The sequence below is a fragment of the Vibrio frigidus genome (assembly GCF_042465995.1).
GTDB lineage: Bacteria > Pseudomonadota > Gammaproteobacteria > Enterobacterales > Vibrionaceae > Vibrio.
In genome coordinates this window covers 121,196-143,689 of the sequence record NZ_JBCDMC010000004.1, presented here as the reverse complement: position 1 = coordinate 143,689, position 22,494 = coordinate 121,196, and the positions used below count along the sequence as shown (strand labels likewise).

At 40.3% G+C, this 22,494-nt stretch carries 25 protein-coding genes; 8 read left to right on the top strand and 17 right to left on the bottom strand.

From position 1 onward, the window contains the following. Window positions 1-482: 482 nt before the first annotated feature. Window positions 483-1,541 carry a bifunctional transcriptional activator/DNA repair enzyme AdaA gene (locus AACW90_RS08305; RefSeq protein WP_390233105.1) on the bottom strand — a complete coding sequence of 353 codons (1,059 nt, stop codon included), beginning with the start codon at window positions 1,539-1,541 and terminating at the stop codon, window positions 483-485. Between the two features lie 194 nt (window positions 1,542-1,735). Here AACW90_RS08305 and AACW90_RS08300 point away from each other — a divergent pair, with 194 nt between their 5' ends. Then, window positions 1,736-2,365: a DMT family transporter gene (locus tag AACW90_RS08300; RefSeq protein ID WP_390233103.1), complete on the top strand. Its 630-nt coding sequence runs from the start codon at window positions 1,736-1,738 to the stop codon at window positions 2,363-2,365. 16 nt (window positions 2,366-2,381) lie between these two features. Then, window positions 2,382-2,660 (top strand): EamA family transporter, encoded by a 279-nt coding sequence (locus AACW90_RS08295; RefSeq protein WP_390233102.1) that lies wholly within the window; start codon window positions 2,382-2,384, stop codon window positions 2,658-2,660. Between the two features lie 180 nt (window positions 2,661-2,840). Here AACW90_RS08295 and AACW90_RS08290 read toward each other — a convergent pair whose 3' ends face one another. The 5 genes from AACW90_RS08290 to AACW90_RS08270 all read right to left on the bottom strand — a co-directional run bounded on the left by AACW90_RS08290 (window position 2,841) and on the right by AACW90_RS08270 (window position 7,672). Continuing rightward, window positions 2,841-4,751, bottom strand: coding sequence for a methyl-accepting chemotaxis protein (locus AACW90_RS08290; protein WP_390233100.1), 1,911 nt, complete (start codon window positions 4,749-4,751; stop codon window positions 2,841-2,843). Window positions 4,752-5,019: 268 nt separating this feature from the next. Continuing rightward, the gene (locus AACW90_RS08285; RefSeq protein WP_390233098.1) at window positions 5,020-5,271 is read right to left on the bottom strand and encodes a DUF2999 family protein; all 252 of its coding nucleotides are present in this window, start codon (window positions 5,269-5,271) and stop codon (window positions 5,020-5,022) included. A 258-nt stretch (window positions 5,272-5,529) separates the two neighbouring features. Next, window positions 5,530-5,874: a DUF3316 domain-containing protein gene (locus AACW90_RS08280; RefSeq protein ID WP_390233096.1), complete on the bottom strand. Its 345-nt coding sequence runs from the start codon at window positions 5,872-5,874 to the stop codon at window positions 5,530-5,532. A gap of 293 nt (window positions 5,875-6,167) precedes the next feature. Beyond that, entirely contained in the window at window positions 6,168-6,512 is a 345-nt protein-coding gene (locus AACW90_RS08275) for a DUF3316 domain-containing protein (RefSeq protein WP_390233096.1), read from the bottom strand. Window positions 6,513-6,769: 257 nt separating this feature from the next. Beyond that, the gene (locus AACW90_RS08270) at window positions 6,770-7,672 is read right to left on the bottom strand and encodes a LysR family transcriptional regulator (protein WP_390233094.1); all 903 of its coding nucleotides are present in this window, start codon (window positions 7,670-7,672) and stop codon (window positions 6,770-6,772) included. Between the two features lie 93 nt (window positions 7,673-7,765). Here AACW90_RS08270 and AACW90_RS08265 point away from each other — a divergent pair, with 93 nt between their 5' ends. Next, window positions 7,766-8,041: a DUF1330 domain-containing protein gene (locus tag AACW90_RS08265; RefSeq protein WP_275135973.1), complete on the top strand. Its 276-nt coding sequence runs from the start codon at window positions 7,766-7,768 to the stop codon at window positions 8,039-8,041. A 142-nt stretch (window positions 8,042-8,183) separates the two neighbouring features. Here AACW90_RS08265 and AACW90_RS08260 read toward each other — a convergent pair whose 3' ends face one another. The 4 genes from AACW90_RS08260 to AACW90_RS08245 all read right to left on the bottom strand — a co-directional run bounded on the left by AACW90_RS08260 (window position 8,184) and on the right by AACW90_RS08245 (window position 11,529). Next, window positions 8,184-8,639, bottom strand: coding sequence for a GAF domain-containing protein (locus tag AACW90_RS08260; protein WP_390233092.1), 456 nt, complete (start codon window positions 8,637-8,639; stop codon window positions 8,184-8,186). Between the two features lie 28 nt (window positions 8,640-8,667). Next, entirely contained in the window at window positions 8,668-9,120 is a 453-nt protein-coding gene (locus AACW90_RS08255) for a hypothetical protein (protein ID WP_390233090.1), read from the bottom strand. A 15-nt stretch (window positions 9,121-9,135) separates the two neighbouring features. Beyond that, complete coding sequence (locus tag AACW90_RS08250; protein WP_390233089.1) at window positions 9,136-9,573, bottom strand: YHS domain-containing (seleno)protein; 438 nt, start codon at window positions 9,571-9,573, stop codon at window positions 9,136-9,138. Between the two features lie 189 nt (window positions 9,574-9,762). Beyond that, on the bottom strand, window positions 9,763-11,529 hold the full coding sequence (locus AACW90_RS08245; RefSeq protein ID WP_390233087.1) for a methyl-accepting chemotaxis protein: 1,767 nt from the start codon (window positions 11,527-11,529) through the stop codon (window positions 9,763-9,765). A 296-nt stretch (window positions 11,530-11,825) separates the two neighbouring features. Here AACW90_RS08245 and AACW90_RS08240 point away from each other — a divergent pair, with 296 nt between their 5' ends. The 3 genes from AACW90_RS08240 (at window position 11,826) to ompV (ending at window position 14,730) form a co-directional block, all read left to right on the top strand. Next, entirely contained in the window at window positions 11,826-12,539 is a 714-nt protein-coding gene (locus AACW90_RS08240) for a response regulator (RefSeq protein ID WP_390233085.1), read from the top strand. A 24-nt stretch (window positions 12,540-12,563) separates the two neighbouring features. Then, window positions 12,564-13,871, top strand: a complete 1,308-nt coding sequence (locus tag AACW90_RS08235) for an ATP-binding protein (protein WP_390233084.1) — start codon at window positions 12,564-12,566, stop codon at window positions 13,869-13,871. Between the two features lie 82 nt (window positions 13,872-13,953). Beyond that, window positions 13,954-14,730 (top strand): outer membrane protein OmpV, encoded by a 777-nt coding sequence (ompV, locus tag AACW90_RS08230; protein WP_390233083.1) that lies wholly within the window; start codon window positions 13,954-13,956, stop codon window positions 14,728-14,730. A 90-nt stretch (window positions 14,731-14,820) separates the two neighbouring features. On the opposite strand, the gene AACW90_RS08225 is transcribed toward ompV, so the two are convergent. After that, window positions 14,821-15,165, bottom strand: coding sequence for a DUF3316 domain-containing protein (locus AACW90_RS08225; RefSeq protein WP_390233081.1), 345 nt, complete (start codon window positions 15,163-15,165; stop codon window positions 14,821-14,823). Window positions 15,166-15,573: 408 nt separating this feature from the next. Between AACW90_RS08225 and AACW90_RS08220 the strand changes: the two genes are divergently transcribed. Further along, window positions 15,574-15,957 carry a hypothetical protein gene (locus AACW90_RS08220; protein ID WP_390233079.1) on the top strand — a complete coding sequence of 128 codons (384 nt, stop codon included), beginning with the start codon at window positions 15,574-15,576 and terminating at the stop codon, window positions 15,955-15,957. 115 nt (window positions 15,958-16,072) lie between these two features. Here AACW90_RS08220 and AACW90_RS08215 read toward each other — a convergent pair whose 3' ends face one another. From AACW90_RS08215 to AACW90_RS08205, 3 genes are all read right to left on the bottom strand, one after another. After that, the gene (locus AACW90_RS08215; RefSeq protein WP_390233077.1) at window positions 16,073-16,504 is read right to left on the bottom strand and encodes a DUF3010 family protein; all 432 of its coding nucleotides are present in this window, start codon (window positions 16,502-16,504) and stop codon (window positions 16,073-16,075) included. 122 nt (window positions 16,505-16,626) lie between these two features. After that, window positions 16,627-17,850 (bottom strand): hypothetical protein, encoded by a 1,224-nt coding sequence (locus AACW90_RS08210; RefSeq protein WP_390233075.1) that lies wholly within the window; start codon window positions 17,848-17,850, stop codon window positions 16,627-16,629. Window positions 17,851-18,350: 500 nt separating this feature from the next. Beyond that, window positions 18,351-19,265, bottom strand: coding sequence for a DMT family transporter (locus tag AACW90_RS08205; RefSeq protein ID WP_390233073.1), 915 nt, complete (start codon window positions 19,263-19,265; stop codon window positions 18,351-18,353). A 150-nt stretch (window positions 19,266-19,415) separates the two neighbouring features. Here AACW90_RS08205 and AACW90_RS08200 point away from each other — a divergent pair, with 150 nt between their 5' ends. Then, on the top strand, window positions 19,416-19,871 hold the full coding sequence (locus AACW90_RS08200; protein WP_390233071.1) for an Lrp/AsnC family transcriptional regulator: 456 nt from the start codon (window positions 19,416-19,418) through the stop codon (window positions 19,869-19,871). A 308-nt stretch (window positions 19,872-20,179) separates the two neighbouring features. Here the strand turns inward: AACW90_RS08200 and AACW90_RS08195 are convergent, their stop codons facing one another. The 3 genes from AACW90_RS08195 to AACW90_RS08185 all read right to left on the bottom strand — a co-directional run bounded on the left by AACW90_RS08195 (window position 20,180) and on the right by AACW90_RS08185 (window position 22,444). After that, window positions 20,180-20,332, bottom strand: coding sequence for a hypothetical protein (locus AACW90_RS08195; protein ID WP_390233070.1), 153 nt, complete (start codon window positions 20,330-20,332; stop codon window positions 20,180-20,182). A gap of 566 nt (window positions 20,333-20,898) precedes the next feature. After that, window positions 20,899-21,243 (bottom strand): DUF3316 domain-containing protein, encoded by a 345-nt coding sequence (locus AACW90_RS08190; protein ID WP_390233069.1) that lies wholly within the window; start codon window positions 21,241-21,243, stop codon window positions 20,899-20,901. Between the two features lie 289 nt (window positions 21,244-21,532). Next, entirely contained in the window at window positions 21,533-22,444 is a 912-nt protein-coding gene (locus tag AACW90_RS08185) for a LysR family transcriptional regulator (protein WP_390233067.1), read from the bottom strand. Between the last annotated feature and the right edge of the window lie 50 nt (window positions 22,445-22,494).

Sequence of the window (22,494 nt, the reverse complement as noted above, 5' to 3'; positions counted from 1 at the left end):
CAACGACCAACCTAAAATGAATCGAACATTCGATTCTCACTACCCAAAAGCCTCTTACATAAGAGGATAAAAACAGCAAAGCAATACCATTCATGATTTTACACCTAGGAAACGAACATAAAATCAAATATTTTCGAGCAAATAATGCTCAAATGAACATTTAGTTACCGTGACAAAGTCCTAATAAATGGTTTTATGTGGCGTAAACAGGAAATCAATGGAAGCAGTATCACCATATATATTAGTATGTTAAATGAATTTATAACCAACTAGATTATAGAAATGACAAAGTAGTATCGCTTGAAGTCTAAAATAGTCGACGTGTGATTTACCTATAAAACATAGCATAGCCGCCAATACGAGCATTAAACGAAACCTCCTTGTGCGGCCAATTCTTAGGCAATAGAGTTCATCATCTCTTTAATCTTAATTGCCGATTTGCTGATTGCCGCGTTCAATGTTGGTAGATAGGTTTGACGCTTTTACAACCCTGCTCTTTCCTTATCTAACAGTGTTCGTTTGCGTTCCAAACCCCATCGATATCCTCCCAAAGAACCGTCACTCCTTAAGACACGGTGACACGGAATTAATACGCCGATAGGGTTTTTTCCGCAAGCAGTTCCTACCGCGCGGACCGCTTTAGGGTTATCGATTTGTTCTGCGACTTCACCATAACTCACTACATCGCCTTCTTTGATGCTGAGTAAAAAATGCCACACTTTTATCTGAAATGCCGTCCCTCTAATATCGAGAGGTATATCAGGTCTAGGGATGCCTTGATTGACATGGTTGTCTAATGCATCCATCCAATTATCTAACTCCAGTGCATTTTGTGCCGCAGACAGGATCAGTTCTGCGTTTGGAAATTCTTTGGACAACAGAGAAAGCAAAAAATGTCCATCGTCACCAAACTGCACAGAACAAACTCCCTTGTCTGTGGCAGCCATCATCATGTAACCAAAAGCCGTTTTTCGACAAGCATAATGAATAACTTCGCCGCCTCCACCCGCACGATAAACCTTGGGTGTCATTCCAATATTACGTGCAGCCTCACCGTATATTCGACTTATAGAACCAAACCCTGAGGAATATATTGCATCGGTTACATTATTTCCCTCTTTTAGCGAACGCTTGAATCTACGCATTCGAATCGCGTCCTGATAGTGTCTTGGGGATACGCCAAATACATTTTTGAATACCCTCTGTAATCTGGACGGAGAAAGACCCGCTATGTCGCCTAGTTGCAACAGTGTTATTTTATCTTCTATATGCTCTTCAATATAACGAACCACTTCGACAATCTTTTCTGTTTTTGCATTTTTTCCTGCAGGATAGCAACGTTTACAAGGCCGATATCCCGCTTGAATGGCAGATTCAATATCAGGTAAAAACCTTATATTTTCTGGATGAGCAGATTTGCTCGAACATGAGGGCATGCAAAACACACCGGTCGTAATAACACCATAGTAGAATTGTCCATCATAGGACTTATCTCGGCTTTCTATTGCCTTTTTCATCAGGTTTTCAGACGGCATTGCCATGGCTGCACTCTCTTTATAGCGAATAACAAAACCATATCACCATATTTTCATTTACGCTTCTATCTGATTCTTGCCGAACAATGTTAGATAGCACATTAAGAAGAGAAATGAATATGACGCAATATTCGGATGTTTTCGTCATTCAGGGTCAACTAGTATGAATTTACACATACCAATACAAAATGGAATCAACGATGACATCTTCTATCACTCATGCTATGAATTCGAAAGTATGGTTCATGCTCATTTTACTGTCTATCTTATGGGGCGGGTCGTTCTTTTTCGTTGGCATAGCGGTGAATGAACTGTCTCCGCTTACCATCGTCACTCTTAGAGTGGGTATTGCTGCGGGAACATTGTGGGCTATCGCACTGATGATTGGACTTCGTCCACCAAAAAATCTAAAAGTATGGGGCGCTTTTTTGACGATGGGATTATTAAACAATGTTGTCCCATTTGTTCTTATCGTATGGGGACAAACTCAGATTGCATCTGGACTGGCATCGATACTCAATGCAGCGACACCTATATTTACAGTCGTCGTTGCCGGGCTATTGTTGGCAGATGAACGTCCAACGCCACTCAAGTTATATGGTGTTAGCCTTGGTTTTATCGGAGTCGTGATGATGATAGGCGTGCCAACGTTGAATGGTGGAAGCAATCTACTTGCTCAACTTGCTATTGTTGCGGCCACCTTATCTTATGCCTTTGCAGGGGTGTATGGCCGAAGGTTTAAAAGTTTGGGTTTAAATCCAGTGGTAACGGCAGCAGGACAAGTCACCGCCTCAACAACTGGTATTGCTGCCTATCGCTTTAACTATTGACGGTCCAATTGAATTATTGAGCACCAGTACTAAGACATTGGCCGCCATTACAGGGCTTGCCGTTTTTTCAACTGCTATTGCTTATGTTCTCTATTTCAAGATACTTGAACTGGCGGGAGCAACAAACGTATTACTGGTAACGTTGCTCGTTCCTGTCTCCGCCGTTCTACTTGGCACATTGTTTCTCAACGAATCATTGGCGTTGATTCACTTTTTAGGCATGTTATTGATTGCACTCGGATTATCAGTTATTGATGGCCGCCTATGGCTTCACGTCAAAAATGCGCTTGCTTAGTATCCATTCCACTAAATAACTGGTCAGACGAAATATGTTCGATGGATCGGACATATAAACAAAAAGGGACATCCACAAATCATAGGTGAATATCCCTTCTATTTTTGCTCTTATTTTAAGGCGCAAATACCAAAAAATAAGAGAATATCGCTAATAACATTTTACGTTTTTCGTCTAATACTAAATCTTGAAACGGTTAACGATCGCGACTAATTGATTGTTCACTTCAGCAACATCTTCAGCATCCTTCAAAGACCGTTGACCGTTCTTGTCTAGTTCATTAACAATCTCGCTAATCGACGTCATGTTTTTACTTAGTTCTTGCGTGACACAGCTTTGTTCCTCTGCGGCAGTTGCAATTTGTGTACTAAGATCATGGATATCATCCACATAATTGCTCATCGTTTCTAGGCTGACCGCAACCTCTCCTGCTCCATCAGCAGTATCCTGACAACGAGATTTGGTATTGGCCATTGAACTCACTACCGCATCGGTTCCTTTCATCAGGCTGTCTAAAGCCGATTCAACTTCTTGCGTGCTGTCTTTCGTTCTACTTGCTAGGTTTCGGACTTCATCAGCTACGACAGCGAATCCACGGCCTTGTTCACCTGCTCGTGCTGCTTCAATAGCCGCATTCAAAGCCAGTAAGTTTGTTTGCTCCGCAATTTCACTAATGACACTCAAAATACCATTAATACTGTGTGTCTCTTTGTTCATGTTCTGCACATTGTCAGCAGATACATCAACATCCGCGATTAAACCCGAAACAGTGTCCTGAGATAGCGTCGCAATTCGTTTAGATTCAACACTCGTCGCATTCGCTTTTTCGGTTAAACTGGCCGTGTTTGCCGCATCACTTGCCATTGAATCTGCTGTCGCATTCATTTCTTCAATAGCGGTAACGACCTGCTCTGTCTCAGAAACATGACTCTGTAAGATATTACTATTTGTTTCAGACTGTTCCCTCATTCTCCCTACATTAGATTGCAACGTAGTGGTTACTTCCCGAATTTCGAGCATCATATTTTGTAAATTTCCGATGAACTTATTAATACCCTGAGAAATATCTCCAAGTTCGTCGTTCGTTTCTACTGTTAGTCGCTGTGTTAAGTCTGCATCACCACTAGAAAGGTTCGCAATAGTTTTTCTTAATACCAAAATAGGCTTATACAATATTTGAATCAGCAGATAACTTAATATCAAACTCAGAATGACGGCAATCACCGATACATAAATAGCCTTGTTTCTCGACTCTTCAAGTTTAGCAAATGCAACCGACTTATCTAGGCCAACAGCAAAGTACCAATCTTTGTCGCCTGCATTAATTCGATGAGTAAACAGAACTTTCTCTTGCCCATTCAATTCGTATTCAGTTACAGAGCTCTCTTTGGTCACCGCGTCAAGCGCTGCATCCTTAAACCATGCGAATTCAGTTCCTTTTTGACCAGCCTTAATCGCGGAAGATGACGAAGCCAAAAACATGGTGTCGTGATTTAAGATAACAGCGGTTGCACCAGGAATATCATTAGACTGCTTAACCAAGGCATTCAAAAAATCAAGTTTCATATCTACCGAGATAGTTCCACCTTTGATTTTTTCTATAATCGTTAACCAATACACATCTCCATCTCGATATGGTTCTGTTACCGTTGTCCCTGAAGAGTTTCTGCCGTCTTGATACCAAGAACTCTGTGTCACATCACCATCAAACTTGTTATTTGGCCAACTGTCCGTGATCTGATTCCAATAAGCATCACCAGATTCAAAGGCCAATACTGCACTATTTAAATTCATCGCGTTTGCTAAGAAAAATGTTTGGTCAATTATCTCTTGTTCGCTACCTTCAAATTTTTTGTTTTTGTAGAGTTTCGCTAGCTTATTAATGCCGCCCACTTTTTCATTAATTAGAGTCTCGATAACTCCAGATTTTGCTTCAACGTAGTTTTTACTTTCGTTGATAACGCTCTCCGTTAGCGCCTCTTTTTCTTGAAGATAAAGAACAAAACTTACCCCAGATACAGAGAGCCCAACCAAGAGCATTACGGATACAAGCAACAGTTTTTTAAGACCCAGCTGTTTGAAATTCAACATATACACCCTACTTCATAATCATTTAACACTCGGAAAAAACCGCGTTCATTTTTTGCTAATTGTAATTAGAATATCGGCAGCTACACCATTTTCCTTAACATTATTTTTACATGGACTGGTATCGAATAACATCTGGTTTCACTTAGCGTCTAAGTGAAAATTCCGAACTGAAGGGGATGTCGCATTAATTTTCTTTAAGATCAAAAAAGGTCGTCAAAAGAGTTCAACCTAACCCCCTTAAACGACCTTTTGAAATTCACAGGTAAATTTATTTCTGAAGCTGTTCTTTTGCTGCTTCTACTTTTGAAAAATCTAACCCTAACTCATTGACTGCTTCTTTAAGCAAAGCGGGGTTTTGCATCACCTGACCCATCAAAAACTGAAGCTTATCCTGAGGTAAACCCAGTTGACCGATTGATGCCATTGCCGCTAGAGGGTTTTGTGTCAGCACTTCAAAAAGTTCACGGATCTGTTCGTCGCTAATATTATTCTCTTTCAACATTGCAAGAATTGGGTTCATCACACTACCTTTTAAACACTAAATGAAATAGACAGACAGTCTAGCATTTGACTCAATATGATGACACTCAGAACCGCGGTTTATAAGTGCTTTTCTATATATAACTTCACATCGTTCAATCGAGTAATGACATTGGGTTCACCTTGAAAACTAACGAGGACACACACCTCAAAAATTGTATTACATTGAAATCTATAGTGACAAAAAAGCCAACAGACCGAGACCTGTTGGCTTTTCAAATTCTAAAACTACATGATATTAGTCGTTATTGTTATCGCGGGCGTCGAAATGATAATCAACATTGACGATAGCGCGGTAAGAGATTTCACCGCGAGCTTCAGAGAACTCTTCAATCGTCACAGCTGTGTCGTCCAGCGTAAGGTTAGAGACTGTATTTTCTCCGATGGGTGCCAATTTGAAACGTAATTCAGAATGGTTCGCCGTTTCCAATGCATCAACGTAATCAAACCCAGCTTCATACGCGGCCGCTTTAGAAGCGAAACTGGCTGTTGACAGGTTTGCTTCGCTATATACCGTTTGAGTACCTGCAAATGACGTTGTGCTGATTAGGAGAGTTGCGGCTAGAACAGTTAATTTTTTCATCTTATTTACCCTTAGAGTGTCTGTTAAAAATGAGTGACTACTTGTTGGGGTAACGGCCCCTTTCACTCGATGACGCTATTATTCACTATTCATATGTGATGTACATCACACATATTCGCCATTCATCATGGACGATTTAGCATCAATAGAATGAAAGTTTTAAAACAGAGGTGTTTTGTGACAAACTAACGAGGACACACACCTCAAAAATTGTATTACATTGAAATCTATAGTGACAAAAAAGCCAACAGACCGAGACCTGTTGGCTTTTCAAATTCTAAAACTACATGATATTAGTCGTTATTGTTATCGCGGGCGTCGAAATGATAATCAACATTGACGATAGCGCGGTAAGAGATTTCACCGCGAGCTTCAGAGAACTCTTCAATCGTCACAGCTGTGTCGTCCAGCGTAAGGTTAGAGACTGTATTTTCTCCGATGGGTGCCAATTTGAAACGTAATTCAGAATGGTTCGCCGTTTCCAATGCATCAACGTAATCAAACCCAGCTTCATACGCGGCCGCTTTAGAAGCGAAACTGGCTGTTGACAGGTTTGCTTCGCTATATACCGTTTGAGTACCTGCAAATGACGTTGTGCTGATTAGGAGAGTTGCGGCTAGAACAGTTAATTTTTTCATCTTATTTACCCTTAGAGTGTCTGTTAAAAATGAGTGACTACTTGTTGGGGTAACGGCCCCTTTCACTCGATGACGCTATTATTCACTATTCATATGTGATGTACATCACACATATTCGCCATTCATCATGGACGATTTAGCATCAATAGAATGAAAGTTTTAAAACAGAGGTGTTTTGTGACAAAAGCTAACAAGGAGATACATCTTGAAATCTGAGGTGTATGTCTTCGTTTGATCTTCTTCTCGTTCGTTCCCTTTTATATACTGGATTTACTAAAATAGTACTTAAATAATTGGTAGAAGCGACTGACATGTATTGGTTTTTCATTTCTATACTGATGTAAAAAATAAAAGTGCCAGGCTCTTCCTTGAATCTCAGGTAATACTCTAATAATCCGTTCGTCAGAAAGCGCTGGTTGAATTAAGAATTCAGGAAATAATGCGACACCCATATCATTCAACACCATCTCCAGTACGGTTGTTAGCGTGTTTGCTTTCGCACTATGTTCGACATTTATAAATAATTTATTCACGTGTTTATGATTAAATAACTGCAACTTGTCGTGCTGCCAAGGAGTCGCTATAAATTTGTGTTCACTTAATTGTTCTATGTTCTTTATATCCCCATATTGTTTAATGTATCGAGGTGATGCACAAAATATTTCTGATACTTTCCCTATTGATAATGCGCGATAGTTACAGTCGGGTATGTCACCACCAAAAATCGCTGCGTCTAAATTGTGCTCTATCAAGTCCTGCCATTTTCCTGTCACAACCACTTCTAGTTTTATTTTGGGAAACTCCAAGCTCAATTGTCTCAATACAGGAATGATAAAACTTTTTTCAAAAAAAGGAGGAATGGAAACTTTGAAGCTACCGCTAGGTTGGACTTTTGCACTATCGAGCTCAGTTAGCGTCATACTCAGTTGTTCACTCAATAATTCACTGCGTGCCAGTAACGTTTCCCCTACTGCAGTCAGTACAACGCCGCGAGTATTACGTATCAATAACTGCTGCCCCGTCGATTCCTCTAAGCGCTTTATTTGCTGACTAACGGCTGACTTACTTAAACCTAATTTTTTAGCTGCCGCTGTAAAAGAGCGTCGATTGGCCACTTCGACGAAAATCAAGAGTAAAGGAGCCAATTTCACACTGTTCATATTATTAAACAACACGTTCATTTTGAAGTTATTGTTTAATATTCGCTAAACTCTTAGGCTGTGTCAACTCAATCAAACAAGGCCATAGTGCAAATGAAAAGTTTAGTTATAGTCGACCTGACACCGATAGATAAAAAACAGATCTCAGAATACAGCGCGCAAGCGGCAGAAACATTGAAACCTTTTAATGGTCAATTTATTGCCAAAGGTGAAGTAGAAGTGTTACATGGTGAAGCGATTCACCCAATGAAAGCCATCATCCAGTTTCCAGACAAAGAAAGTGCACAAAACTGGTATAACAGCGCTGCATACCAAGCCATTATCCCGCTACGTGAGAAAGGTATGCAAAGTCAATTTCATTTAGTGTAAGGCGATTTTTAGATCAGCAATGTATTCCCTTCATCTAAGAAAATACATTGCTGAAGCAAGCTAACTGTTGTTCAGTCCGAGGTGTGTGTCCTCGTTAGTTACTTACTTTATACATAACGGTTTTATGAAACAGAACTGCTATTTATAGGTGTTTTTCTACATCTAACTTCACATCGTTCAATCGAGTAATGACATTGGGTTCACCTTGCATAAAGTCGAAGGGTTTGTCATTTAATGCACACACGGTTCCAACCGCTTTGCCTTTATGCATAATTGGAACACCGTAATAGACACCTAATCCAAATTCAACTAAGTCTGCGTTGCCTTTCCACTCTTCATCGTGAGAAGCATCTGAGACTAACAACGGTTTTTCCGTATCAACGACACGTTCACAATACAGTTCATGGCAGCCTTTTTGGTTGCTTTTAGGCCCTGCATCACCCGCGCTATAAATAGGTTGTTCGTTAGCAGCAAACACGACCATTGTCTCTGGCGTCGACTCCATGACCAACAATGAATGCAACTGATATTGCTGAGCAATTTTATTGAGTTCTAAGGTCAATACCTCGCGATACTCGACTAACTTTTGAAATCCCATATTAACCTCTATAAGTAAACTAACTACACTAGGCTTTTTTGACGAGAAGGCGATGCGTCAATGTACCTTCTGTTTTCACATCACGGACAAATAGCAACATGCCACAGCTCCACACAATACACGCCATACCAAACAACAAACCACCATCATTGCCAACCACATCACCCATCGCGTTAAATTCTGGCATTACGACGCCTAGCGGTGTAAACAGATGGAAAACAATCGCACCAGTCATAATACCCACACTCATTGCAGCACCAAAACCGTGTAAACGAGTAAGCAGAAGAGTTGCCGCAATCAACTCAGCAAAACCAATTAGGTAGCCACCGTAAACGCCAAACCATTCAATACCCGACCACTCACCTAGAGTGCCAAAAATATGCTCAGTCTCGTAAGAGCCCGAAAACTTAAAGAACAATGACTGAACAAATACAAATACGATAAATGCTGATGGAATATGCTTTAGCGGAACAAACTTCATTTAATGGATTCCTTGTTATTTAATTAGATTTGGCCAGTTTTGGTCCGCCGTCGATATATGACCTGCACGGTCTTCGTCCCAACGCCTCTTCACGCCAGCATCGTAATTTAAATAAAGCTTACCATCGACAATTGCCCATAAATTCGGCTCGGCAGAAGCAAAATCGTTTTTGGCAGAAATCGCCCATGCACAGTAACCACCGTATTGTGGGGCGTAGCTTTCTGGGTCTGCTTTAAACTTACTTAGATTCTCTTCTGAAGAAAAATACCAGTCAGCACCTTTGTACTCTACTTGCCATTGGCTATCGCCTTTAACAGGTTGGCCTTTCGTAAAATATGCCACGGTGTCATAACCACTTACCGCTTTGTTGCTGAACGTTCCTGTGTAGATCTCGTCAGCGGCGAATGAAGGGAAACTTACGAGCATAATTAATAGGGCGAATAACTTCTTCATTTGAAGACTCCTGATTTGAAAACCGACGTTATGTTGATCGTCGGTAGATTGATAATTCATTTATTGTTTAGCAGAAGACACGACAACTGAGATAAAAATTTCAGTTGTCGTCTTATTTTTTCTATTAAAGGGGCTGAAGGACTAACGAGGAGATACATCTGGATATCTGAGGTGTATTTCCTCGTTAGTTTAAGTATTTGTTTTAAACTGTGCTACTGCATGGTCCATATCTTTTGCTTGCGCTTGTACACTATCAACCTCTTCAAGGCATTGTTTAGCCGACACCATATTGTCATCTGAAATCATTTGCAGCTCCGTAATGGACTCATTGACTTGATTCATTACAATTCCTTGCTCTTCAATGGCCGAAGCGATACGTTCTGAGTTACTTTGAATATTACTCATGTCGGTGATGATCTGGGAAAAACTTTTATCTAAGGTTTGTGAAAATTGCTTGGTTTCTTCGCCTTGTTTATTACAGGTTTCAATATCAGCAACCACTGCCGACATCTGACTTTGAATTGCTGTCACTACCGACGTAATTTCTTGAGTTGAATCATGAGTGCGGCTGGCAAGATTGCGGACTTCATCAGCAACCACAGCAAAACCACGTCCTTGATCCCCTGCTCGTGCAGCCTCAATAGCGGCATTCAGAGCCAATAGGTTTGTTTGTTCTGCTATGCCCTGAATCATCTCTACGGCTCCTCCTATTTGAGCAACACGCTGGTCTAGTGAACTTATTGATGCCTGACTGCGAGATAGCGTTGATGATAATTCGTTAATATTATCAACCGTTGCACTTACCCCTTCTCGACCTTCATTAGCATTATAAGACGCTTGTTGAACGCCTTCAGTTGCAACGGCTGTACTTTCCGAAATCTCGCCAATAGTCGATACCATCTGTTGAACAGATGTCGCCATTGAGCTCGTATGTTGAGCTTGAATATTGAACTGTTCGATCACACCTTGAAGTTGACTATGCATACTTTCAGTACTGCTATAGAGCCCTTTGGCTTTAATCTGAGAGCCAGAAACCAACTCTCCGATGTTCGCCAACAAATTGTTGAAGTACCGACCCAACACTGCCAACTCATTTTTGCCAGAAATATCAATTCGCATCGCCATGTTGTTAGTTTCTAAAATCATTTGAATCGTCTTTAGCAGTTTGTTCATGATGATGTTTATAGACCAAACTATTTGGACAATCACTAATACAATGACAAGGATGATGACACTTGTAATGCCCCATTGAATTGTTGTCAGGCGTTTTTCATAACTGCTAACGCCAGATTGCAATGCTGTAGCGGCTTGCTCGAACTGTTCTTCAATTTGATGCGATGCTTGCCGAACTTCTCCCATCAAACCCTGATCATGTTGAAGACCAATAATTTGAATTTGATTAATCACTTCCTGACTGGCTGTAATCAGCGCTGGAAAACTAAAATCTTGTAATATTTGAGGTTCAAAACGGCCTTGTTTAACCGCATTATCGAAGTTATTTAGAGCCAACCCTCCTTTTGCAGAAGTTGAGTCCATGGTTTTCTCATATTCAGAGTGATATTCTCCTAACAATCCTTGATCTCTTTTTAACCCCAAAGCTTGCGAAGCAGAAACTAAAGAAGAGAACTTATTTATATATATATCAAGGTCAGAACTTAAACGATCTGGGTAGGCAATATCGTAGTCTAAAAGAGTGGCTGCAATGTTTTGATTAATGTCCACAAACAGTGCAGCATTGTCTTGGAATTTAGATAAATACTTGGCATCTTTCCGCAACAAAAAATCTTTTTCGTTACGACGTAAATTAAGTAACCTAACCTCAAGCTCAGAGAGTTGAGTTTTTGCATTCGCTAGCTCTCCAACGGAACCGGAGAAACTAATCGAAATACCAAGAATAGCTGCAATGCCAAGGATAGAGGTAAACCCAAGGATGACTAAACGAGATTTGATATCCATAATTCGCATTTTCTGATGAAATTTGTAGGAGTATAGTTACAATATTAATTACCTGTAAGCCAATCTCCGCTATTTAGATTGCGACTTTGGTTCAGCATAATAATTTTATCTTGTTTAACAACATCAACAATTAAATCAAATTCTGTTTAAAACCACCCCTTGTGGTTATCTCTATCTTCGTGCTTTTTTGGTTTTCAAGCATTCATATAAGATCGCTTATTAGAGGTAAAGTAATTTACGTTGCTTTGCGATACTATGACTTCATTTCAATCTCAGAACTCTGGTTAAATATCTCGATGAACCCTTTGCAATCCCTATTTATAATCGAAGATGACGCAAAGCTTCGCTTAATGTTGGAAGAGTATTTCATTAAACAAGATTTCGAAGTGACCGCATTTGAAGATGGTACAAACGCAATTGATGCCATTGTCGAACAACAACCCGATATCCTTTTACTTGACCTTATGTTGCCTGGTATGGACGGTCTGACAATTTGTAGACAGATCCGAGCCAAGTATTCAGGTAAAGTTTTAATGTTGACGGCAAGTGATGACGATTTTGACCATGTGGCGGCACTTGAGATTGGTGCCGACGACTTTGTAAATAAACCGATCAAACCGAGAGTCTTGTTAGCACGTATTCGTATGTTGCTCAGGCGTAACTCGGCAGTTGGACAAACAGCCAAAGTGGCGTCGAAGTCGACGAATACTTTAGCCTATGGTCAACTAAGCCTGAACCAGGCACGTAAAATTTGCTCACTTGATGGCGTTCAGGTCATCATGCCTGACAGTGATTTCGACCTGTTATGGATACTGGCAAGTTCTCCTGATGAAGTATTGTCACGGGAAGTGCTAACACTGGCATTAAGAGGTATAGAGTACGATGGCCTAGACCGTACTATAGACAACAAAATAGTTAACCTGCGAAAAAAACTTGGCGATAACTCTTCTACACCTAAGCGCATCATCACAGTAAGAGGCAAAGGGTATTTGTTCGTACCAGATAGTTAAAAGAAAACGTGAGGATAATGATGTATGCGCCGGTTCTATTTAGAGGCATTTTTCGGCTTATTGGTGTTGTTCTTCGCGAGTATCATTGCGTATGACACCATAGTTAATCAACTCAATACCGACAATGAGTATGTACTTGAAGATCTGGAAGGCGCCGCATTTCGAGACATGCTAATGACAATCTCGGATAGTCAGGGACAAGATAAAGCCCTCATTGTCCTAAGCGATTATGTCAACAATACCATCAAGACTCTCACCGAATTTCCTCGTTCAGACGTTCCTGATGAAGTAAAAAACCATTTGAATAATGACAGAGCGTATCCGTTTACTTATTACGATGATGAACGGGACTTCTGGTTTATGCTCTCATCTCTCGACACTGTCTATCATATTCAACCTGATGAAGAATCGTACCTTCGTAAAGCGATTGAATTTGATGATGTTATTCTTCTTGGCTTTATCTTAGGCGGTTTTTTTATTTACACATCCTGCATGATCTGGTTTCTCAGTCGCAGAATCAACTCACTTGAACTTGCCACCATGAAATTTGCCCAAGGTGATTTTAATTTCAGAGCACCTACAAGCAGTAGACATAGAGTGGGTTCGCTCAACGAGAGTTTTAATTACATGGCGAACAAAATCTCTTACTTAATTACGAGCAACCGCTCACTGACTAATTCGGTCGCGCACGATTTAAGAACGCCGATTTTCAGGATTCAATGGCAAGCTGAGATGCTACAAGACGAGAACTTAACTCAGCAACAGCACGAGAAAATCGCCAGTATTATCGAAGATACCGAAGAGATGGAACAGATGGTCGATGACCTGCTTTACTTCGCCAAAGTTGAACGTCCAGATTCTGTATTGAACATAGAAAGACTTGAATGTAACCCTTACCTCAAAGGTATAGTAAGCAAATTACCGAAAAAAAACACAGTGATAGTGGACCTTCGCATTGCTGAAGATTTTTTTGTCGAAGCCGATGGAGCCTTACTCAAACGTGCCATCAATAATTTGCTCTCTAATGCTCTGCGGTATGCAGAGCAGAACATTCAGTTGTCCGCGACGATGGAAAATGAAGAAGTGGTGTTTATTGTCGAAGACGACGGTCCGGGGATACCTAGCGATCACTGGGTTTCCATTTTCGACCCTTTCTATAGTGCGGACCCATCCCGAAACAAAGCCAACACGGGATTCGGTTTAGGCTTGGCAATTGTTAAACTTATCACTGAACGACATGGTGGTCAGGTGGAAGTTGGAGACAGTATATTGGGTGGTGCGAAATTTACTCTGCGGCTCGATTGTTTGTCGGATGAGTCTGACAAACAGTGACAGATGATTGACAAGGTCAATATATTGTCAGGCCAACTTATTCTGTACAGTGTTCATAACCAGTTAACACAAGGACAAAATTATGAAACAACTGACCATTCTTATCTCTACTCTTGTTGCCGCTACTGCAGTACATGCGGCCGGTGATACATACATTCGAAACGGTAACATCTATACCAAAGAAAACAGCTGGATTGCTGAGTTAGGTGCTGCGGGTGCAAGTGATTTGTTTAAGGATCAAAAACACAACGCAACCCTACTGGGCAATTTTGGTTACCAGGGTGAAGACTTCAATGCGACACTGCAAAGCATTAACTACCGTTTCCTTGGTAACACTGGTGACATGTTCAACATGAGTGGCTACATAGGCACATCTGGTCTGGCATACGACCAAGATACATCAAATTTTTTGAAAGGAATGGACAAACGTAAAGCCAGTTTGGATCTGGGTATCAATGCTGACTTTGCGCTATCTCAAGGTACAATTTCTACGTACTTCCAACAAGACGTGACAGACACATACGATGGTTACTTGGCAGGTGTGACATATTTCCTTCCAATGAGTGTTGGACGTATGGATCTGGTTCCATTTGCAGGTTTGACATACCAGAGTGAAGATTACGTGGATTACTACTTCGGTGTAAAAAATAAAGAAGCGACTCAAACACGCAAGGCCTACAAAGGTAGCGCTGATATCTCTTACAACCTTGGTTACAAGCTAATTATGCCAATCAGTGATAGATGGGAACTAACGCAAACAACGGCTTACACTCATCTTGGTGACAAAATATCCGATTCGCCAATTGTAGACAGTGCCAATCAGTGGGTAGTTGGTGCAACAGCCGCATATCGTTTCTGATAACACATAAGACTCAATCAAAATACGTAATGACAAAAAAGCCAACGGACCGAGACCTGTTGGCTTTTCAAATTCTAAAAAAACGAGATATTAGTCGTTGTTGTTATCGCGGGCATCGAAATGATAATCAACATTGACGATAGCGCGGTAAGAGATTTCGCCGCGAGCTTCAGAAAACTCTTCAATCGTCACCGTTGTGTCGTCCAGCATAAGATTAGAGACCGTATTTTCTCCGATGGGTGCCAGTTTGAAACGTAACTCAGAATGGCTCGCCGTTTCCAATGCATCAACATAGTCAAACCCTGCTTCATACGCGGCGGCTTTAGAAACAAAACCAGCTGTTGATAGATTTGCTTCGCTATAAACCGTTTGAGTACCCGCAAATGCCGTTGCGCTGATTAGGAGAGTTGCTGCTAGAACTGTTAATTTTTTCATCTTATTTACCCTTAAAGTGTCTGTTAAAAATGAGTGACTACTTGTTGGGGTAACGGCCCCTTTCACTCGATGACGCTATTATTCACTATTCATATGTGATGTACATCACACATATTTGCCATTCATCATGGACGATTTAGCATCAATAGGATGAAAGTTTTAAAGGCAATAGGTTTTGCGGTGGAAGTTAACGGGAACATACGCATTGAAACCTGAGGCGTATGTCCTCGTGAGTTCTGTCAACGTTTACATTCGGATAAACCCTTATCCAGCACACAACATCGTTTCAGTCTGTGCTTTATACTCAAGAAGTATCAGTGTGACATCACCTCTACCAAACCATCTGGGCTCGGTAATTATCTAGTCGTGAAGTATTCACTCGATTATAAACCCACAGAGGATGCCATTATGAAATATGAACATACGATAGGAATTTTTGCCGTTGCGATTGTTGCCACCGCATTTGGTGTCCTTACTGTCATCTCTGGTGGTTCCGTCTTATTTATTGAAGAGAAGGCCCAAGCAGCTGGTCACTATGTTCCGTTTGTCGTTTGGTTCAATTTTTTGGCAGGATTTATTTATGTTATAGCGGGCATAGGGATAGGGTTTCGTCAACGTTGGGTGGTATGGATGTCAGCTAGTATTGCCATTCTAACTGTTTTAATTTTGGGGTTATTAGGATTGCACATTATGAATGGAGAAGAATACGAACTTCGCACCGTTCTTGCTCTTATTTTTCGAGCGATGGTTTGGGCTAGCGTCGCATTATTTTCGTATCGTAGGCTGAGTTAGCTAAAAATAGCGGATTACTTTTATAACACTAACGAGGACATACGCCTTGAAATTAGAGGTGTGTGTCCTCGCTAGTTTCTCGTTAGTTTTTCTTAACTTCAGGCAGCAGCAACGATCACTCGTTTGAATTCATTATGCATGCATAGGCAACAAAAAATGCGGGCTCTTGATATTGCTTTAGACCTGTCTCTTTAAACGGTACCGCAAGTGGGTTTCGTTTCAAACGCTCTTTAATTTCGCTAGCCGCAACGACATCGACCGAAAGATCTTCGATCAATTGGATGGCCGCTTCCAACTTAAAACCGACCGCACCACCAGCAAACTTACCTTTTGCTTGGCGTTGGCGGATCACCACACGATCAATCTTGTAATCTTGCATCAATTTAGCGAACGAAAACTGAAAGTCTTTCATTTTTTGAGTGTCGTTTGCATCGCCTATGGATACCTTAGCCACTCGGCAATCGGGAATAGTAAACACCCCATCGGATAGTGATAGCAGGCTTACAATCGCGTCATTTCCACTAATTTCAACACCACAAATATTCATTTCATTACCTTGTCTTTGATGAACCTGCGATTATACGGTGCGTTGTCACGATGCACCAGTGCGAGGTTTGATTCTGTCAATTAGGGTGGCACGTAAATGACGAGCGCACCCACCTCAAAACGCTACTCTCCATAATAACCGAGCATCATCATAGTGAAATGACAAACGGGTTTACCTTCTATAACTATCCACTCATAAGATTCGATTTTAAACCGTGTATTCGGCGGAAAATTTACTTCAAATGTATCAGGGTTCAGCGAAAAATCGGTGATATCTGCTCCACCTGGCCACTCATCGTATTCTTCTGGAGGCTTGCAAGTAATTAGCACCCCTCTTTGCCAAACTTTCGCTCCATTTAAGTCGTTTGAAAAACTCCATGGTGTTTTGAGTGTAATAATAGAGCCCGGTTTCAACATGTCATCTAAAGCATCTTCAAACGGATAAGTAAGTGGTTCTGTAATCGGTCCTGCGTTGCCCGGATACTCACGCAGTGAAGGGGCAAAATCTTTTAATGTATTACCCGATATTGCCATGCCTCCTCGATACAAAAGTGGGTATTCTTTTGATGACACTTTAGGTAATTTAAGGAGTGCATTAATCTGAAGTGTGGTCTCGGCAATGGCATATTTTTGAATTTGTGTGGCGACAGGTTCAAGTTGTTTACGAACGTCTTCTTCTGATTTTGCTGGTTTCATCAAGAACATGTTCATGAAATTAGCATCTTTTGCTGTACAGCTAGGATAATCACACGCCCAAATCGTTTCTGCCAATGAACCAAGATCTAAAGGGAAACCTTTTATTGCGCTATACGCAAATTGGTTAAACGCATCTGTCCGAATAAAATCTGGACTGGTCCAGTCATATAAGCACATGGCAAAATCAAAGCCGTTAGGATCACCTGGGTAATTTTGTTTACCTAACATCTTTAATTCTTCAATTGATTTAGTCGTGCCCGATGGAGGGTTCTGATAAGGCACTATTTTCTTATCCATCATTTCCTTAAATAAGGCCACAACTTCGGGAGTCACAGCAGGCAATGCTTGTAGCTGCCCTGAGGTGTTATTTCCGTGACCAGTTGCCAGAAATGAACCATCGTTTTCAATCACAAATTCAATATTTCCTTGATCACCGTACCAATAACGCTGCCCATTCAAATCGAGAGCCCAGTAGTGTTCACCATCAGGTTGATGCCCTATATCATTAATGTCGACAAAACCCAGACCATTGATCATCAGGCGAAAACTCCCCCCTTTTTCTCCTCTTGCCTCACCCAATGGCAGACCATCACAGACGTAATAACATGTTGTGCGTTTCGAATTTACTTTTACAGATGAAATAGACCACATAACTACTTCCTTTATTAATCTACGCGCCCCCTTCACCGATCCATTGTTGGATACTTAGGAAACCAAGCAACCTAGATAGCAGGAATCCATCACAAATGAGGAAAATGGCGCGAACCAAAAAAAGCTGATATTAGCGCATACAAAGGCAAAACGAAGAATAAATCTACTAAAAAAGCTTAATGAGGACATATATTTCGAAATATGATATGTAAGTCCTTAGTTGTTCTACCAAGTGAACTAGGCAATACTCAAGGTTCCAGCATTTCTGTTTTAATGAGAAAGCAGCCTTCATTAATAAGGCTGCTTTGCACTTGCGGGAACATCATGTTCCTGAAGCAATCATATTAAAATATACTGAAACTTGAGGTATGTAATGAGACTGTCACCTCTTCCTTGGTATCGAAATGTGCCGTGATTAAGGTTACTCAGAATCAACAACAAAGGTAATCATATATGTCCTCTGTAACTCTCATATTTTTATTTTTCCTTAAATAAAACCTCTAAGAGCGATTGGATAAGATGACACCCGTTATTGTGAGACCTATCCCGCATAGAATAACTATTGATAACGGCTCATCAAAGATTGCAACGGCAAGTAAAGCGGTTAATCCCGGTGAAATAGAACCTATAATCGAGGATCTGTCAGAGCCCAATTGATTCACGGCATACGAGTAACCAATCGTCGCCAGAATACCAACGCCCAGCCCTTGAACTAATACAAATGGGAGCGCTTCTTGAAAAGAAAAAGAACCAAAATGGGTTGTGACTAACTCAAAATAGATTAATCCCAACGTAATGAAAAATGATAAGTAGGAGAGGATAATTGCTACCGTAACCGGGTTCAGACCTGCACGCTTTAACCCCATTGTGTATCCAGCCCAAATCACAGCAGCGCTCAGCAAATAAAAGATACCTCCCGTTATATCACTTGAAGTATTGATGGTGCGATCTAAGACCATTGTTACAATGCCTGCAAGTATGAGAGACAATGAAAAGACTTGAGTCATTGAGATCTTTTGACGATAAAAAACGTAAGAGAGCAAAGCAACAAAAAACGGTGGAGTCCCCGCCAATACTGTTCCAACATAAGCGGCAGGTGTCGTTTTTGCCCCCAAAGAAGCCAAAAAAAGAAATGGTACTCCTCCAAGTAAAATCAATAGTACATCTGAGAAACGGATTTTTTTTATTGCCTTCAGATGAGAAGGAACCAACGGAGCCAAAAGTATTAAAGGCACAGCAAACCTTATCAACGCGACGTCGGCGATACTGAGAGGTGAGGCACCTATAGCACGAACGGTAAGTGAAAATCCCGACCAAATCAGCAAAACCATAATCATAACTATATACCCATTTTTTAATGGTGATATATCGTTGAGACTCAATTTACTCGTTTCTGACTGAATAACCTTTTCCATTTACAAAAAACCTGCTTTCTTGAATCTGTTATCAGATTATCCATCAAAATTGACGCATTTATTAGGCAATCATTTTGATAAAATTGGCCATCATTAGCTAATTCAACTACATTATATTTAATTATTGCTTTAAATCGCCAAGGATCGAGTATGGATAGAATAGATCGTCATATGCTGGAAGTGCTTCAAAAAGAGGGGCGTCTTTCTACAGCTGAATTGTCAGAGCGAGTTGGGCTCTCTCCTTCTCCTTGTGCAAGACGTTTAAAGCGCCTTGAGGATGAAGGTTATATTGAGGATTATCAGGCGAATTTGAACAAAGGTCGAGTAGGAATAGCGATGACTTTTTTTGTTGAAGTGAGCCTAAGCAATCACCAGGAAGAGTCGATTAAAAATTTTGAATATGTGCTTTCTGACATGAAAGAGGTTATCAATGGGCATATCGTTTCTGGAGGATATGACTACCTGTTAGAAGTTGCCACACCAGACTTGGCAGGTTATGAGGCATTTACAAGGAAGTTACATAAAATAATCAGCGTAAAAGATATCCATACTCATTTATCAGTAAGACAAGTCACGACTAAAAAGTCATTGCCAATATATCTTTAACGCTGTAATCACAATAGATATTTTAATTCGCTAAAACAAAAAAGGGTATAAACGAGTTTACTTAAAATTTCGTTCAATTCATTTTTGGACAAATGTGAGTCAGTAACTTTGTTAGTTTAGGGACTCATGGATTAAATTAGGTAGAGTAAAGTAACGCCCTGTTAAGTTGCAGACAGACGCAATGCTTAGCCTGAAGCAACGCGTCGATTACACCAAACTAAACATGCCACACGTTGTCTGCCTGCTTAAACAGTCTGTTATGCGACTTTTATCACTTTATCTCATTCATTTTGTAGTCACCGACGGCCTTAGTATATAAAAGCAATCAAGATGGCTGAAAACAATATGCCCGAGAAAAAGCTAGGCGTATGGAAACTTCGCTGCTTAGCACTAACACACACTACTTCAGGCTCTTCTTGGTATGTTTTAATTGCGAGTTCTTTTACATAGTTATTTTGCATATTAAGCTTCCTTTTTGTCATTAAAGAAAGCTTAATACCTCAAGTTAAGTTGAAGTAAAGTGAAAATGTACTTAAGTCTCAACTTATTTATCTGTCTCTAAAAATAGCCACATCTGATTATATTAACTGTCGCATAACAATTCAATACCGTGCAGCACGGACCTAGCCATTCAATACACCTACCAACACATCCATAAATAACTGAATAATATAGCTTTATAGAAATATAATTCTACCTTTCTAAGGTAAAGTCGTGTTAGCACATATTGCCCATCATCCTCCGCGTGTTATCCGATTTTTTTTCATTTTGTACTGATTGATCAAGGTTTAAAAGAGGGTTTAAAATAGTATTCATGCATATGTAACCCTCCTCGAATTCTATTAAACACCCAATAAACTGTATGAGTATACAGATTGAAGGTATGACTATGGCCGGTAGGTTATGACAAGTAGCTTACTGAAACTTGAGGCGTGTGTCCTTAATGACATCCTTAATGACACACTCAATGACAAAAAGCCAACATACCGAGATCTATTGGCTTTTAAATGGTTAAAACAGCGTGGTATTAGTCGTTGTTGTTATCACGGGCATCGAAGTGATAATCAACATTGACGATAGCGCGGTAAGATATTTCACCACGAGCTTCAGAGAACTCTTCAATCGTCACGACCGTGTCGTCCAACTTAAGATTGGAGACGGTATTTTCTCCAATGGGTGCCAATTTAAAGCGCAATTCAGAATGGGTCGCTGTTTCCAATGCATCAACGTAATCAAAACCTGCTTCATATGCGGCGGCTTTAGAATTAAAACTGGCTGTTGATAGGTTTGCTTCACTATAAACCGTTTGAGTACCTGCAAATGCCGTTGTGCTGATTAGGAAAGTTGCGGCTAGAGCTGTTAATTTATTCATTTTATTTACCCTTAAAGTGTCTGTTAAAAATGAGTGACTACTTGTTGGGGTAACTGCCCCTTTCACTCGATGACGCTATTATTCACGATTTATATGTGATGCGCATCACACATATTTGCCATTCATCATGGACAATTTAGCATCAATAAAATGAAAGTTTTAAAGGAGAGGAGTTCAGTGACAGAAGCTAACAATGACTTACGTGAACATGAGGTGTGTGTCCTCAGTTATTTCTGAGGTGTGTGTCCTCAGTTATTTCTTGAGGTGTGTGTCCTCAGTTATTTCTCAGTTATTTAGTACTCTTCTGTCTTTGTTCATTTTGAAAGAAGTAATCAGATAGGAAGTCTATAAAAGAACGAATACTCTGAGGTTGGTGTTCAACATCTTTATAAATCAGATACATTGGCAATTTAGCGGGTTGATACTGCCCCAATACTATTTTTAGCGTATTTGACTTCAGTTCTTCTTCTATCATCCATCTAGGCATTGCAGTCACACCCTGACCAAGCTTTGCCATCTTCACCAACATTTCAGGATTATCACTCCTAATACACTCATGTACTTTTAATTTCAACTCGTCTGTTCCGTCACTAAATCGCCACAAATTTGATGGTTTCGATAAAGCATAAGTAAGGCACTTATGCTGCTCCAAATCACTTACTTTGACAATAGGTGGATGGTTGGCTAAATAATTAGGAGATGCAAAATAGACAAGTTCATTGTCCATTAACCACTTGGCTTTTAATCCAGAATCTTTGAGGTAGGTTGCTCGAATTGCAATATCAATATCATCCTCGACTAAATTAATAAACTTGTCTGACACTGACACATCAACGGTTAAGTTTGGATTCAAGTTCATAAAATCATTGAGTGCAAAAGAAAGTAATCGCACGCTAAATCCACTGGGTACTGAAAGTTTCAATGTACCCGTTACAAATGTTTGCTCTTGCCTTAGTTGAGATTCGAATGTACTTAACTCTTCAGTCAACTTTGTTGCTAACTTCAAATATTGTTTCCCACTATTTGTAAGACTGATTGCGCGAGCATGGCGGTGAAATAAAGTGATGCCAATATCTTGCTCTAACCAAGCAATCTTCTTACTAACAGCACTTTGAGTGATATTTAGTTCATTTGCAGCAGCAGTGAATGTCCCATGGAAAGCAACACGGATAAAAACTGTTAGGCATTGGATCTTATTCACTAGCATTCCTTTTTGGAATCATAATAAGTCAAATAATAGTCTACTAATAA

Coding starts and splice junctions, on each gene's coding strand:
- AACW90_RS08305 (WP_390233105.1), bottom strand. CDS start 1,541: ATGGCAATGCCGTCTGAAAACCTGATGAAAAAGGCAATAGAAAGCCGA.
- AACW90_RS08300 (WP_390233103.1), top strand. CDS start 1,736: ATGACATCTTCTATCACTCATGCTATGAATTCGAAAGTATGGTTCATG.
- AACW90_RS08290 (WP_390233100.1), bottom strand. CDS start 4,751: ATGTTGAATTTCAAACAGCTGGGTCTTAAAAAACTGTTGCTTGTATCC.
- AACW90_RS08285 (WP_390233098.1), bottom strand. CDS start 5,271: ATGAACCCAATTCTTGCAATGTTGAAAGAGAATAATATTAGCGACGAA.
- AACW90_RS08280 (WP_390233096.1), bottom strand. CDS start 5,874: ATGAAAAAATTAACTGTTCTAGCCGCAACTCTCCTAATCAGCACAACG.
- AACW90_RS08275 (WP_390233096.1), bottom strand. CDS start 6,512: ATGAAAAAATTAACTGTTCTAGCCGCAACTCTCCTAATCAGCACAACG.
- AACW90_RS08270 (WP_390233094.1), bottom strand. CDS start 7,672: ATGAACAGTGTGAAATTGGCTCCTTTACTCTTGATTTTCGTCGAAGTG.
- AACW90_RS08265 (WP_275135973.1), top strand. CDS start 7,766: ATGAAAAGTTTAGTTATAGTCGACCTGACACCGATAGATAAAAAACAG.
- AACW90_RS08260 (WP_390233092.1), bottom strand. CDS start 8,639: ATGGGATTTCAAAAGTTAGTCGAGTATCGCGAGGTATTGACCTTAGAA.
- AACW90_RS08255 (WP_390233090.1), bottom strand. CDS start 9,120: ATGAAGTTTGTTCCGCTAAAGCATATTCCATCAGCATTTATCGTATTT.
- AACW90_RS08250 (WP_390233089.1), bottom strand. CDS start 9,573: ATGAAGAAGTTATTCGCCCTATTAATTATGCTCGTAAGTTTCCCTTCA.
- AACW90_RS08245 (WP_390233087.1), bottom strand. CDS start 11,529: ATGGATATCAAATCTCGTTTAGTCATCCTTGGGTTTACCTCTATCCTT.
- AACW90_RS08240 (WP_390233085.1), top strand. CDS start 11,826: ATGAACCCTTTGCAATCCCTATTTATAATCGAAGATGACGCAAAGCTT.
- AACW90_RS08235 (WP_390233084.1), top strand. CDS start 12,564: ATGCGCCGGTTCTATTTAGAGGCATTTTTCGGCTTATTGGTGTTGTTC.
- ompV (WP_390233083.1), top strand. CDS start 13,954: ATGAAACAACTGACCATTCTTATCTCTACTCTTGTTGCCGCTACTGCA.
- AACW90_RS08225 (WP_390233081.1), bottom strand. CDS start 15,165: ATGAAAAAATTAACAGTTCTAGCAGCAACTCTCCTAATCAGCGCAACG.
- AACW90_RS08220 (WP_390233079.1), top strand. CDS start 15,574: ATGAAATATGAACATACGATAGGAATTTTTGCCGTTGCGATTGTTGCC.
- AACW90_RS08215 (WP_390233077.1), bottom strand. CDS start 16,504: ATGAATATTTGTGGTGTTGAAATTAGTGGAAATGACGCGATTGTAAGC.
- AACW90_RS08210 (WP_390233075.1), bottom strand. CDS start 17,850: ATGTGGTCTATTTCATCTGTAAAAGTAAATTCGAAACGCACAACATGT.
- AACW90_RS08205 (WP_390233073.1), bottom strand. CDS start 19,265: ATGGAAAAGGTTATTCAGTCAGAAACGAGTAAATTGAGTCTCAACGAT.
- AACW90_RS08200 (WP_390233071.1), top strand. CDS start 19,416: ATGGATAGAATAGATCGTCATATGCTGGAAGTGCTTCAAAAAGAGGGG.
- AACW90_RS08195 (WP_390233070.1), bottom strand. CDS start 20,332: ATGCAAAATAACTATGTAAAAGAACTCGCAATTAAAACATACCAAGAA.
- AACW90_RS08190 (WP_390233069.1), bottom strand. CDS start 21,243: ATGAATAAATTAACAGCTCTAGCCGCAACTTTCCTAATCAGCACAACG.